We start from the raw sequence: 13401 nt of genomic DNA, 5'->3' as shown, positions 1-13401 counted from the left end.
CCGGGACCGGGCCGGCACCCTCGCGGGTGCCGGCCCGGTCGCCGTCGTGCCCCGCGGTCGCGTGCCAGACTGCGCCCATGACCTCCCGCGACGAGACGACCGACCCCGCCCCGACCGCTGCCGGTACGCCTCCGGAGCTGCCCCCGCCGGGAGCCGTGCCGGGTGCCCTGGACGTGCCGGGCACGTGGAACGCGCGCGACGTGGGCGGTCGGGCGGTGCCGGCCGGTCACGACGAGCCGCTGCGGACGGGCGTGCTGCTGCGCACGGCGAGCCTGTCCCGGCTCACCCCCGCGGGCCAGGCCGCGCTCGTCGACCTGGACGTGCGGACGGTCGTGGACCTGCGCGGCGGGGACGAGCTCGCGCGCGACGGCGCGGACGCCGTCCCGGGCGGCGTACGCGTGCTGCGCCGGGGCATGGACCCGACGCCGGGCCTGGTCGACGGGGGAGCGGGCGCGGGCGCCTCGGCGGACCCGGCGGCGCTCGTCGCGGGCCTGCTCGCGGCCGACGACCCGGCCGCGGTCGCGCGGCGCCTCATGCACGGCGTGTACGCGACGTTCGTCACGGACCCGGGCATCCGGGAGACGGTCGGCCACGTCCTGGCGGACGTCGCCGCGGCCGACGGCGCGAGCGTCGTGCACTGCTCGGCGGGCAAGGACCGCACGGGCTGGGTCGTGGCCCTCGTGCAGTACGTCGCGGGGGTCTCGGAGGAGGAGCGCATGGCCGAGTACCTCGCGAGCGCGGCGGCGGCCGAGGGGCTCGCCGCGCTCGTGCCCCCGCTACCGGGGCTGTCGCCCGAGGCGCTGGCGCCGGTCCTCACCGTCGAGCCCGCGTACCTGGAGGGCGCGTGGGAGCTCGCGGTGCGCGAGCACGGGAGCATCGACGACTACCTCGTGGCGTGCGGCGTGACGACGGCGGTGCGCGACGCGCTCGTGGCGCGCCTCGTGGCGTCCTGAGCCGCCCCCGATCCGCGTTCCGCCCTCGTTCCGCCGTCGTTCCGGGCCCGCCGCCGGGGCCGTTGCGGAGACCGTCCCGCGTACGGCCGCGGACGACGCGCCATGCCCAGTCGTTGCCCGATCGCCCGAGGCTCGCTACTTTCGAGGGGTCGGCTCCGTGCGTCGGCGCAGGTCGCCCGGGTGATCCACCCGGTCGGGGCTCCACCTGCGGGCACGCCGGGACGACTGAGTGGGCCCATCCGCCTGACGACGAGTAGGTGACTTGCGTGGCACTTCCACCCCTGACCCCAGAACAGCGCGCGGCGGCGCTCGAGAAGGCCGCGGAGGCACGACGCGTGCGCGCCGAGGTGAAGAACCGGCTCAAGTACTCCCAGGGCTCCCTGAAGGAGGTCATCGAGCGCGGCCAGACGGACGACATGATCGGCAAGCTCAAGGTCGTCTCGTTGCTGGAGTCCCTGCCCGGCGTGGGTAAGGTGAAGGCTCGGGCGATCATGGAGGAGATCGGGATCGCCGAGACACGTCGTGTCCGCGGCCTCGGCCCCCACCAGTCCGCGGCCCTCATCGAGAGGTTTGGCTGACATTTCCGCGCACCCGTCCGAGCCGACGCCGTCCGTCCCCGCCGGGGAGACCACGGGGCCGGCGTCGCCGCCCGTCGTCCCCGGCCCCGCCCGCCTGACCGTCCTGGCCGGCCCGACCGCCGTCGGGAAGGGCACGGTGTCGGCCGACATCCGGGCCCGCTACCCGGAGGTGTGGTTGTCCGTGTCGGCGACGACGCGCGACCCGCGGCCGGGCGAGGTGGACGGCGTGCACTACCTGTTCGTCGGCCCGGACGAGTTCGCGCGCATGGTCGCGGACCGTGAGCTGCTGGAGTGGGCCGTCGTGCACGGGCGCAACAGCTACGGCACGCCCCGGCGCGCGGTCGAGGAGAAGCTCGCCGCGGGCGTGCCGGCGCTCCTGGAGATCGACCTCCAGGGTGCGCGCCAGGTCCGCGCGTCGATGCCCGAGGCCCGGTTCGTGTTCCTGGCGCCGCCGAGCTGGGACGAGCTCGTGCGTCGCCTGGTCGGCCGCGGCACGGAGGACGCGGAGGAGCGGGAGCGCCGTCTGACGACGGCCCGGGTCGAGCTCGCGGCGGAGTCGGAGTTCGACCACGTCATCGTCAACGACGAGGTGCACCGCGCGACGGACGAGCTGGTGCGCGTCATGGGGCTCGAGCCCCGTCCCGTCCCGGCGGAGGGCTCGTCCCCGGCGTCGTCCCCCGTGCCGTCCGGGCACGGCGAGGGGCACAGCGAGTAGACTGTCCTGCGGTGCCCGTGCGCGGGCGTTCCCCCGTGGGCCCGAGGCCCGGTCGGCGGCCCGTCCTGCGACGTGGTGCCGCGGCCGCCCGGTCCCGGACGGGGGCGCCGTGCGCGCCGCCGCTATCGACCAGCTGCAGCGCCCGCTGCAGACCCTTGAACCCACGGAGCGAACTGTGTCCGGAACCGTCGCCGCCCCCGAGGGCATCACCGACCCGCCCATCGACGATCTGCTCGAGCACGTCGACTCGAAGTACGCGCTGGTCATCTACTCGGCCAAGCGCGCGCGCCAGATCAACGCGTACTACTCGCAGCTCAGCGAGGGCCTCCTGGAGAACGTCGGGCCGCTGCTCGAGACGCGCAACCAGGAGAAGCCGCTCTCGATCGCGATGCGCGAGATCAACGCGGGCCTGCTGACGATCGAGGCCGAGCCCGACGAGGCCCCCGAGGCCTGAGCCCGCACGCCGCGCACCTCCACCGGAGGGCGCGGCGTTCGTGCGTCCGCGCCCGGGTGCGCGGGCCCCTTCCCCGCCGCGGTCGGCGGCGGGTCTGAGCCGGACCTCCAGGAGGAACGACATGCGGATCGTGCTCGGTGTGAGCGGCGGGGTCGCGGCGTACAAGGCCGTGCTGCTGCTGCGGCTGCTGCGGGAGCAGGGCCATCGGGTGCGGGTGGTGCCGACGGCGTCGGCCCTGCGCTTCGTGGGCGCGCCCACGTGGGAGGCGCTGTCGGGCGAGCCGGCCACGGACCAGGTGTTCGAGGACGTCGAGCACGTGCCGCACGTCGCGCTGGGCCAGGGTGCCGACCTCGTGGTCGTGGCGCCTGCCACGGCGGACCTGCTGGCGCGCGCGGCGGCCGGGCGCGCGGACGACCTGCTGACCTCGACGCTGCTCACCGCGCGCTGCCCGGTGGTCATGGCGCCCGCGATGCACACGGAGATGTGGGAGCACCCGGCGACGGCCGCGAACGTGGCGACGCTGCGGGCGCGGGGCGTGCACGTGATCGAGCCGGCGTCCGGCCGCCTCACGGGGGCGGACACCGGGCCGGGGCGCCTGCCCGAGCCGGACGAGATCGCGCGCGTCGCGCTCGCCGTCGTGGAGGACGCGTCCCGCGCGACCGCCGCCGACGCGGGCGCGGAGCCGGGCCACGGGCCGGACCACGGGCTCGCGCAGGATCTCGCGGGCCGGCGCGTCGTGGTGTCGGCGGGCGGGACGCGCGAGCCGATCGACCCGGTGCGGTTCATCGGCAACCGGTCGAGCGGGCGCCAGGGCGTCGAGCTCGCGCGGGCCGCGGCGGCGCGCGGCGCGCACGTCACGCTCGTGGCCGCGAACCTGTCCCCGGACGTGGCCGCGCTCGTGCGCGCGCCCGGGGGCGTGCCCGACGCCGTGGTGGAGGTCGAGACGACGGCGCAGCTGCGCGACGCGGTGCGGTCGGCGGCGGCCGGGGCGGACGTCGTCGTCATGGCGGCGGCCGTCGCGGACTTCCGCCCGGCCCACGCGCCCGACGCGAAGATCAAGAAGGTGCCGGGCCAGGGGCCCGAGCCGATCGCGCTCGTGGAGAACCCGGACGTGCTCGCCGAGCTCGCCCGCGACCGGCTGCGCCCCGGCCAGGTGGTGGTCGGCTTCGCGGCGGAGACCGGTGACGCGCACGGGTCCGTGCTCGACCACGGCCGGGCCAAGGCGCGGCGCAAGGGCGCGGACCTGCTCGTGGTCAACGCCGTGGGCGAGGGGCGCGGGTTCGCGGTCGACGCGAACGACGTGACCGTGGTCGACGGCGCGGGGGACGTCGTCGCGACGGCGAGCGGGTCGAAGGGCGAGGTCGCGGACGCGGTGTGGGACGTCGTCGTGCCGCGCGTGGCGCCGTCGGTCGAGCGGGCCGGGGCGGGCGAGTGACCCGCGTCTCGTCTCGCCTGCCGGATACGCTCGCTCACCTTTCGGGACAGTAGGCTGTGCGCCATGGCTGAGCTGCGTCTCTTCACGTCCGAGTCCGTCACCGAGGGGCACCCGGACAAGGTCTGCGACCAGATCTCCGACGCGATCCTCGACGCGCTCCTCGCGCAGGACCCGACGTCCCGCGTGGCGGTGGAGACGATGGTCACCACGGGCCTGGTGCACGTCGCCGGCGAGGTGACGACCGACGCGTACGTCGAGATCCCGCAGATCGTGCGCGACGTCGTGCGCCGGATCGGGTACACGTCGTCGGTGATCGGCTTCGACGCGGACTCGTGCGGCATCTCGGTGTCGATCGGCCAGCAGTCGCCGGACATCGCGCAGGGCGTCGACAAGAGCCTCGAGGAGCGCGACGACCAGGGCGACCACGACCCCCTCGACGCGCAGGGCGCGGGCGACCAGGGCCTCATGTTCGGGTACGCGAGCGACGACACGCCGAGCCTCATGCCCCTGCCGGTGTGGCTCGCGCACCGTCTCGCGGAGCGCCTGGCGGCGGTGCGCCGGGACGGCACGGTGCCGGGACTGCGCCCGGACGGCAAGACGCAGGTCACCGTCGGGTACGACGGCGACCGCGCGGTCAGCCTCGACACGGTGGTCCTCTCGACGCAGCACGACCCGGACGTTCGTCAGGACGAGCTGCACCGGCAGGTCGCGGCGCAGGTCGTGGCCCCCGTGCTGGACGCCGCGGGCCTCGACCTCGACGTGCGCGCGACGCGCCTGTTCGTCAACCCCACCGGCACGTTCGTCGTGGGCGGCCCGCAGGGTGACGCGGGCCTGACGGGCCGCAAGATCATCGTCGACACGTACGGCGGCATGGCCCGCCACGGCGGGGGCGCGTTCTCCGGCAAGGACCCGTCGAAGGTGGACCGCTCGGCCGCGTACGCGACGCGCTGGGTCGCGAAGAACGTCGTCGCGGCGGGTCTGGCACGGCGCTGCGAGGTGCAGGTCGCGTACGCGATCGGCAAGGCGCACCCCGTCGGCCTGTACGTGGAGACGTTCGGCACGGAGAAGGTCCCGGTCGAGCGCATCACGGCCGCGATCCGCGAGGTGTTCGACCTGCGCCCGGCGGCGATCATCCGCGACCTGGACCTGCTGCGTCCCATCTACGCCCCGACGGCGGCCTACGGGCACTTCGGGCGCGAGCTCGAGCAGTTCACGTGGGAGCGCACGGACCGCGTCGCGGACCTGCAGTCCCAGGTGTGAGGAGCGTCGTCGCGCCGGTCGCGGGCGACGGCCTCGTACCCGGGCGGCACGGCACCGCGGGTGCCGGGCGCACTGCCCGGTGCATCGTCGTGAGTGAGGTCGTGAGCGCGCCGGTCGTGACGGCGGCGCGTGGTTCGATGGCGTCGTGAGCGAGCCGGAGGACACGTCGCGGGCGGTGCAGGACACCCTGCTCACCGTCGCGCCCGCCGCGCCCCGTCGGGGGCCCGCGCCGCCGGCGTCGCACCAGATCGCCGCGCACCTGCCGGTGGCGCGCCTCGCGCTCGACCTCGCGCCCCCGCACCTGGACCGCCCCTTCGACTACCTCGTGCCCGCCACGATGTCCGACGACGCGCGCCCGGGGGTGCGGGTCAAGGTGCGGTTCGCGGGCCGGGACGTCGACGGGTACGTCCTGGAGCGCCTCGACCGCTCGGACCACGACGGGCGCCTGCTGCCGCTGCGGCGCGTCGTGTCGGCCGAGCCCGTGCTGGCGCCCGCCGTCGCCCGGCTCGCGCGGGCGGTCGCCGACCACTACGCCGGCACGCTCTCGGACGTGCTGCGCCTCGCCGTGCCCCCGCGGCACGCGCGCGCCGAGCAGTCCTTCGCGGCACGGACGGCCCCCGGCGCGGTGCCCGCGCCAGGAACTGCCCCGGCCGGGGACGCCCCGGTCGCCACGAGCGCGGGCGCCGTCGCCGCCGAGGCGGCTCCTGCGGGTCCTCCCGTCGCCGAGCCCGTCCCCGCGCCTGCCGAGCCCGTTCCCGCGTCGGTACCCGCTGCGGCGCGGGCACCGCACCAGGAGTCCGTGTGGGCCCCGTACCGGGCCGGCGCCGCCTTCCTCGCGCACGTCGCGGGCGGCGGGTCGCCCCGGGCCGTGTGGACCGCGCTCCCCGGGCTCGCGCCCCCGGCGCCCGAGGCGGTGCCCGAGGTGGTGCCCGAGGGTCGGCGCGGCGGGGGCCGCTCGCGCAAGGAGCCCGACGCGCTGCCCGTCACGCACTGGGCGGCCGCGGTCGCCGAGGCGGTGCGCGCGGCCCGGTCGGGCGGGCGGGGCGCGCTCGTCGTCGTGCCGGACGCGCGCGACGTCGACCAGGTCTGCGCGGCGCTCGCGGCCGCCGGGCTGCCCGCGTGGGACGCGGCGACCGGGGGCGAGGTGGTGCGGCTGACGGCCGACGAGGGGCCCGCGCCGCGCTACCGCGCGTTCCTCGCCGTCCTGCACGGTGACGCGCGCGTCGTCGTGGGGACCCGTGCGGCGGCGTTCGCGCCCGTGGTCGACCTCGGGTTGGTGGTCTGCTGGAACGACGGCGAGGACACCCTCGCCGAGCCGCGCGCCCCGTACCCGCACGCGCGCGAGGTGCTGGCGCTGCGCAGCGACCAGGAGGGCGCGGCGTTCCTGCTGGGGTCGCACGGGCGCACGGTCGCGGCGCACGCGCTCGTCGTGCGGGGGTGGGCGCACGAGCTCGCGGCGCCGCGCGACGTCGTGCGGGCCCGGGCGCCGCGCGTGCGGGCGCTGACCTCGGTCGAGCTGGCGGCGGAGGGACCGGGCGCCGCGGCGCGCATCCCGACGGCCGCGTGGCGCACGGCGCGCGCGGCGCTGGAGCAGGGGCCGGTGCTGGTGCAGGTGCCGCGGTCCGGGTACGTGCCCGTGGTGGCGTGCGCCCGGTGCCGCACGCCCGCGCGCTGCACGGTGTGCCACGGGCCGCTCGCGCTGTCCGGTCCGCAGGCGACGCCGCAGTGCGCGTGGTGCGGGGCGCTCGCGGGCGGGTGGTCGTGCGCGGAGTGCCACTGGACGGGGCTGCGGTCGGTGCGCGTGGGGTCCCAGCGCACGGCGGAGGAGCTGGGGCGCGCGTTCGCGGGGGTCCCGGTGCAGGTGTCCGGTGCCGCGGCGGCGGGCGGGGTGCTGGGAGCGGTGTCCGCGCGGCCTGCGCTCGTGGTCGCGACGCCGGGTGCCGAGCCGGTCGCCGAGGGCGGGTACGCGGCGGCGCTGCTGCTGGACGCGGCGGTGAGCACGGCGCACGTCGGGCTCGACGTCGCGCAGGACGCGCTCGCGCGCTGGCTCGCCGCGGCGGCGCTCGTGCGGCCCGCGACGGCGGGCGGGCAGGTGCTGCTCGTGGGCGACGCCGCGCCCGCGCCGACGAACGCGCTCGTGCGCTGGGACCCGGCGCTCCTCGCGGACCGCGAGCTGGACGAGCGGGTCGAGCTGTCGCTGCCGCCGGCGGTCCGGGTGGCGGCGGTGACGGGCGACCGTCCCGCGGTGGCGGCGGTGCTGGGCCGGGTGGCGCTCGCGGGCCCGGAGACGGTGCTGGGCCCGGTGGAGGTGGCGGCGTCGCCCCGCGGGCGGGGTGCCGACGGGGTGGACGGCGCGGCGCCCGGGCTGGTGGACGCCCCACCCGTGCGGGCGGTGGTGCGCGTCCCGGTGCGCGACGGCCGTCGGCTGGCGCGCGAGCTCGGCGCGTCCGTCGCGGTCCGGTCCGCGCGGCGCGAGCCGGGTAGCGTCCGGGTGGAGCTCGACCCGAAGGAGATCCTGTGACGCACCGCCCCGCGCCCGACGCCCCGACCGTCGCCCCCCTCGTCGAGGCGTCCGCCGACGCGAACCCCGACCGGGACCCGGCACCCGCCGCCCGCGAGATCGACGCCGTGCTGTACGACTTCGGCAACGTCCTGGTGGGCTGGGACCCGTACGGCGCGTACGACGGCGTCGACCGCCGCGACGTGGACGCGTTCTTCGCCGACGTGGACTTCCGGGTGCTCAACCACGAGCGGGACGCGGGCGCGACGTGGCAGGACGCGCGCGACCGCGTGGCGGCGACCCACCCGCACCACGTCGCGCTGCTCGACCGGTACGTCGAGCGGTTCCCCGCGACGCTCACCGGCCCGGTCGAGGGCTCCGAGGAGCTCGTGCGCGAGCTGCGTGACCTGGGCCTGCGGCTGTACGGCCTGACGAACTGGTCCGCGGAGCTCTTCGGGCACGCCGCGCCGGCCGCGCCCGCCACGGCCCTCATGGAGGACGTGCTGGTCTCGGGGCGCGAGGGACTGGCCAAGCCCGACCCGGCGATCTTCACGCTCGCGGTCGAGCGGTTCGGTCTCGACCCGGCCCGGACGTTGTTCACCGACGACAGCCCGGCCAACGTCGAGGCCGCCGCGCGTCTCGGGCTGCGCACCCACCTCTTCGACGGCACGGTCGGCCTGCGCGCCGCGCTGCGCGACCTGGGCGTGCCGGTCGGCCCCGAGGGCTCGGGGTCGTGATGGGCGCCGCGTCGTGACGGGTGCCGGGGTGCCGCGCGCGCTCACGGCCCCGGAGCGCGACGTCCTCGTCTGGATGCTCCGTCACGGGTGCCGCGACGAGGCCGTCGCGCCCGACCAGGACGCGGCCGACCGACGGCGGTGGCTCGCCCAGGTCGACGCCGTGCGGGTGCACGGCACGTGCGCGTGCGGGTCCTGCCCGACGATCGACCTCGGCGACGACGCCGGTCCCGTCCCCGCGCAGGGCCCGCGCGTCGTGCTGGAGGCGGGCACGGAGCGCTTCCTCCTGCTGCTGTTCGTGGACGGTGACCGGCCCAGCTGCCTGGAGCTGGCCCCCGTGGACGACGAGACGTTCCCCGTGTTCCCGCCGGTCGCCACGTTGGCGAGATGACGCCCGCGCCTGGACCGGGCGCCTGCGCACACCGGGCGCCCGACCCGTGCACCGGGCCGCTCCCGGGTCGGCCGCGCTGCACGGCCACCTAGAATCGGGCCCATGCGCCTGCTGTTCGCGGGGACCCCGGATACCGCGGTCCCGTCCCTCGACGCCCTCCTCGACTCCCGCCACGAGGTGGTCGCCGTGCTCACGCGCGCCGACGCGCCGTCGGGCCGCGGACGGCGCCTGACCCCCAGCCCCGTCCGCGTGCGTGCCGAGGAGGCGGGGATCCCCGTCCTCACGGACCGGCCCCGCGGCGAGGAGTTCCTCGCGCGCCTCGCCGCGCTCGACGTCGACGCGGCGCCCGTCGTCGCGTACGGGGAGATCCTGCGCCCCGACGTGCTCGCCGTGCCCCGGCACGGGTGGGTCAACCTGCACTTCTCCGTCCTGCCCGCCTGGCGCGGCGCGGCGCCCGTGCAGCGCGCGATCATCGCGGGCGACGAGGTGACCGGGGCGACGACGTTCCTCATCGAGGAGGGACTGGACTCGGGCCCCACGCTCGGCACCACGACCGAGACCATCCGCCCCCGGGACACCGCGGGCGACCTCCTGGGCCGCCTCGCCGTCTCGAGTGCGGACCTCCTCGTCGCCACCCTCGACGCCCTCGAGGACGGCACCCTGCGCCCCCAGCCCCAGCCCGCCGACGGCGTCTCGCACGCCGCCAAGCTCACGACCGCGGACGCCGAGGTCCGCTGGGACCACCCGGCGCTCGCGGTCGACCGCCTGGTGCGCGGCTGCACCCCGGCCCCCGGGGCGTGGACGACCCTGCCCGGCGCCGACGGCACGCCTGCGCGCCTGGGGCTCGGCCCGGTCACCCTGCGACCCGACGTCGTCGACCTCGCCCCCGGGCGCGTGCGCGCCGGGAAGAAGGAGGTGCTCGTCGGGACCGCGACCCACGCCGTCCAGCTGGGGGAGGTGGCGCCCGTGGGCAAGAAGCACATGGCCGCCGCGGACTGGGCGCGCGGTGCCCGGCTCGACGACGCCGCGGTCCTCGGTGCGGAGGCCGCCCGATGAGCGCCGAGCGCCGCGACCGCGGCGGTTCGAACGCGCGTTCGAACAAGAACGGGCGACCGCAGGGCCAGGAGAGCGCCGCGTCGAACAAGCGTTCGAGCGGTGTCGGCCAGGGTGGGGGCAACAACTCGAACGCACGTTCGAATTCTGGAGCGGCGCCGGCCGGCGGGGGAGACGAGCGCCGCGACGCCCGGGGGCGCCAGCGCGGCGCCGCCCGCTCTCGCGGAGAGGTGCACCGCGGCTCCGCGGCACCCTCCCAGCGCCGCAAGGGCACCGACCCCGCACGGGCCGTCGCGTACGACGTCCTGCGCCAGGTCGACGGCTCCGACGCCTACGCCAACCTCGTCCTGCCGCCCCTGCTGCGCGAGCGCGGCATCCGCGGGCGCGACGCCGGCTTCGCGACCGAGCTCGCCTACGGCACGCTGCGCCTGCGCGGCCGCTACGACGCGATCCTCGCGCACTGCCTCGACCGTCCCCTCGACCGCCTCGATCCGCCCGTCCTCGACGTCCTGCGCCTCGGCACCCACCAGCTCCTCGCCATGCGCGTCCCGCAGCACGCCGCCGTCTCCGAGGCCGTCGGCCTCGCCCGCGAACGCACCGGCGCCGGCAGCGCCCAGCTCGTCAACGCCGTCCTGCGCCGCGTCGCGCGCACCCCCCTCGACGACTGGCTCACGACCCTCGCCGACGACGCCCCCGACCCCCTCGCGGCGCTCGCGGCCACCCAGAGCCACCCCGTGTGGATCGCCCGCGCCCTGCGCGACGCCCTCGCCGGCAACGGACGCCCCGTGGACGAGCTCGACGCCCTCCTCGCCGCCGACAACGACGCCCCCCGCGTCACGCTCGTCGCGCGTCCCGGCCTCGCCGACCCCCACGAGCTCGCCGATGACGACGGCCGCGTCACCCCCGCCCGCTGGGCGCCCACCGCGCTCACCCTCGACGGCGGCGACCCCGCCGCGTTCGGCGCCGTGCGCGACGGCCGCGCCGGCGTCCAGGACGAGGGCAGCCAGCTCGTCGCCCTCGCGCTCGCCGCCGCACCGCTCACCGGACCGCAGCCCGGCTTCACCGGCGACGACGCGCGCTGGCTCGACCTGTGCGCCGGCCCCGGCGGCAAGGCCGCGCTCCTCGCGGCGCTCGCGGCCGAGCGAGGGGCGCGCCTCGTCGCCAACGAGGTCCAGCCGCACCGCGCACGCCTCGTGGAGAAGGCGCTCGCCGCCGTGCCCGCGGACGCCGTGGAGGCCGTGCGCACGGGCGACGGGCGCGCCGTCGGGCAGGACGAGCCGGGCGCGTACGACCGCGTGCTCCTCGACGCCCCCTGCACGGGCCTCGGGGCCCTGCGCCGCCGACCCGAGTCCCGGTGGCGCCGCACCCCGGCGGACCTCGCGACCCTCACCGGGCTCCAGCGCGAGCTCCTCGACTCCGCGCTCGACGCCGTCCGCCCCGGGGGAGTGGTCGGGTACGTCACGTGCTCGCCCCACCTCGCCGAGACCCAGGTCGTCGTCGCCGACGTGCTGCGCCGCCGCGACGACGTCGAGGTCCTCGACGCCCCGGCCGTCGTGCGCGACGTCGTGCGCCCCGAGGTGCGCGACACCGTCGAGCTCGGGGACCGTCAGGACGTCCAGCTCTGGCCGCACGTCCACGGCACCGACGCCATGCACCTCACGCTCCTGCGCCGCACGGTGTGAGTGCCGCGCCACGCGTCGTGATGTCGGCATATCTCGACAACGCGGGGGTGTCGGAGTAACCTGACAACGTGCCGTGTCGGGGAATCCCGACACGGCAGCACGTCAGCGCACCCCACGGCAGGAGAGCCAGCATGGCCGACACCTGGACCACCCCCCGCAGCCCCCGCGACCTCGGCGCCTACCTGAGCCGCGTCCGCCGAACCCGCGGACTCACGCAGGCCCAGGTCGCCGACGAGCTCGGCATCACCCGCCAGTACCTCTCCGAGCTCGAGAACGGCGTCGAGAACCTCTGGGTCCAACGCCTCTTCGAGCTCCTCGACACCCTCGACGTCGACCTCCGACTCCAGGAACGCCGATGACCACCCTCACCGCCTGGCTCTACGGCACCCCCGTCGCGACCCTCGCACCCACCGGCCTGCGCACCACCGACGGCACACCCCGCGTCACCCTCACCTGGACCACCGACGCCCTCGACCGCTGGGGGCACGACGCCCGCGTCCTGTCCCACCTGCTCCCCATCACCCCACCCGACGACCCCCCGCCCCACCCCGCGCGCGTCGCCGCCTGGCTCGACGGACTCCTCCCCGAGGGCCGCACCCGCGACGCCATGGCCATCGACGCCGGCATCGACCCCGACGACGCCCTCGCCTTCCTCGTCCACTACGGCCACGACACCGCCGGCGCCGTCCTCCTCGCACCCGAAGGACAACCCCTCCCGACCCCCCGCACCCCCGAACGCCTCGACGACGCCGCCGTCGCACGACTCCTGCGCGCCGCCGTCGCACGCAGCGGGGGAGAAGGCCGCGCCGACCACCTCACCAGCTCCTTGCCCGGCATGGAACCCAAGATCACCCTCCTCCACGACGAGCACGGCTGGGCCCGACCCCACGGCACCGCACCGACCACCCACATCCTCAAGGTCGCCCGCCCCTCCGACTCACCCACCGCCGACCTCGTCAACACCGAGGCCGCCGCCCTCGACCTCGCCCGCCGCATCGGCCTCACCGCCGTCGACGCCCACGTCACCGAGCTCGACGGCGAACGCGCCATCGTCGTCACCCGCTACGACCGCGTCCCCGACCCCACCGACCCCACCGGCACCGCACGCCTCCACCAGGAGGACGCCGCCCAGGCCCTCGGCATCAACACCCGCGACCCCGAACGCAAGTTCCAGCACGGCCGCCGCTTCCCCTCCCTCGCCGCCATCGCCCGCACCCTGCGCGACGACGGCACCCGCCCCGACCCCCTCCTCGCCCTCACCACCCTCAACCTCGCCCTCGGCAACACCGACGCCCACGCCAAGAACATCTCCGTCCTGCGCCACGCCGACGGCACCGTCCGCCTCGCCCCCGCCTACGACATCGCCATGCACCTCCACCACGACCACGCCTCCCGCGTCTTCGCCATGGACGTCGCCGGCGAACGCGACATGGACCGCCTCACCGCCGACCACCTCGTCACCGAGGGCACCACCTGGGGACTGCCCCGCCGACGCGCCCAGCGCGCCGTCGCCCAGACCCTCGACGGACTCCTCGCGGCGCTCGCGGACATCGACCGCGACGCCCACCCCGGCGTGAGCCGTCACGCCTGGCGCACGGTCGAGCGCCGCACCGCCGACCTCCGCCGACCCCTGGTCGTCTAACGGT

At 76.9% G+C, this 13401-nt stretch carries 13 protein-coding genes; all 13 read left to right on the top strand.

The features are described from left to right. Window positions 1–77: 77 nt before the first annotated feature. Window positions 78–953, top strand: a complete 876-nt coding sequence (locus tag B8281_RS13370; protein WP_034653072.1) for a tyrosine-protein phosphatase — start codon at window positions 78–80, stop codon at window positions 951–953. Between the two features lie 266 nt (window positions 954–1219). Further along, complete coding sequence (gene mihF, locus B8281_RS13365) at window positions 1220–1531, top strand: integration host factor, actinobacterial type (protein ID WP_021482878.1); 312 nt, start codon at window positions 1220–1222, stop codon at window positions 1529–1531. 103 nt (window positions 1532–1634) lie between these two features. Next, window positions 1635–2246: a guanylate kinase gene (gmk, locus tag B8281_RS13360; protein ID WP_198163233.1), complete on the top strand. Its 612-nt coding sequence runs from the start codon at window positions 1635–1637 to the stop codon at window positions 2244–2246. 175 nt (window positions 2247–2421) lie between these two features. Beyond that, window positions 2422–2700, top strand: coding sequence for a DNA-directed RNA polymerase subunit omega (rpoZ, locus tag B8281_RS13355; protein ID WP_031316460.1), 279 nt, complete (start codon window positions 2422–2424; stop codon window positions 2698–2700). 121 nt (window positions 2701–2821) lie between these two features. Beyond that, window positions 2822–4135, top strand: a complete 1314-nt coding sequence (locus B8281_RS13350; protein ID WP_085387980.1) for a phosphopantothenate--cysteine ligase family flavoprotein — start codon at window positions 2822–2824, stop codon at window positions 4133–4135. Between the two features lie 63 nt (window positions 4136–4198). Further along, complete coding sequence (gene metK, locus B8281_RS13345; RefSeq protein ID WP_034653075.1) at window positions 4199–5395, top strand: methionine adenosyltransferase; 1197 nt, start codon at window positions 4199–4201, stop codon at window positions 5393–5395. Between the two features lie 145 nt (window positions 5396–5540). Further along, a complete protein-coding gene (locus tag B8281_RS13340) occupies window positions 5541–7916 on the top strand; it encodes a primosomal protein N' (RefSeq protein ID WP_085387979.1) in 2376 nt (791 codons plus the stop codon). Next, window positions 7913–8632, top strand: coding sequence for an HAD family phosphatase (locus B8281_RS13335; protein WP_232322571.1), 720 nt, complete (start codon window positions 7913–7915; stop codon window positions 8630–8632). The genes B8281_RS13340 and B8281_RS13335 overlap by 4 nt, the downstream gene beginning before the upstream one ends. Before the next feature lie 13 nt (window positions 8633–8645). After that, window positions 8646–9020, top strand: coding sequence for a hypothetical protein (locus tag B8281_RS13330; protein ID WP_085387978.1), 375 nt, complete (start codon window positions 8646–8648; stop codon window positions 9018–9020). Between the two features lie 102 nt (window positions 9021–9122). Then, complete coding sequence (gene fmt, locus B8281_RS13325; RefSeq protein WP_085387977.1) at window positions 9123–10076, top strand: methionyl-tRNA formyltransferase; 954 nt, start codon at window positions 9123–9125, stop codon at window positions 10074–10076. After that, entirely contained in the window at window positions 10073–11755 is a 1683-nt protein-coding gene (locus tag B8281_RS13320; protein WP_085387976.1) for an RsmB/NOP family class I SAM-dependent RNA methyltransferase, read from the top strand. The genes fmt and B8281_RS13320 overlap by 4 nt, the downstream gene beginning before the upstream one ends. A 131-nt stretch (window positions 11756–11886) precedes the next feature. Then, window positions 11887–12114, top strand: coding sequence for a helix-turn-helix domain-containing protein (locus tag B8281_RS13315; RefSeq protein ID WP_031316417.1), 228 nt, complete (start codon window positions 11887–11889; stop codon window positions 12112–12114). Beyond that, window positions 12111–13397 carry a type II toxin-antitoxin system HipA family toxin gene (locus tag B8281_RS13310; RefSeq protein ID WP_085387975.1) on the top strand — a complete coding sequence of 429 codons (1287 nt, stop codon included), beginning with the start codon at window positions 12111–12113 and terminating at the stop codon, window positions 13395–13397. The genes B8281_RS13315 and B8281_RS13310 overlap by 4 nt, the downstream gene beginning before the upstream one ends. Window positions 13398–13401: the final 4 nt, after the last annotated feature.

It is taken from the genome of Cellulosimicrobium sp. TH-20 (assembly GCF_002105775.1).
Classification (GTDB): Bacteria; Actinomycetota; Actinomycetes; order Actinomycetales; family Cellulomonadaceae; genus Cellulosimicrobium; species Cellulosimicrobium funkei.
Note: the sequence above shows the minus strand (reverse complement) of the source record. Positions and strands in the feature narration are given on the sequence as shown.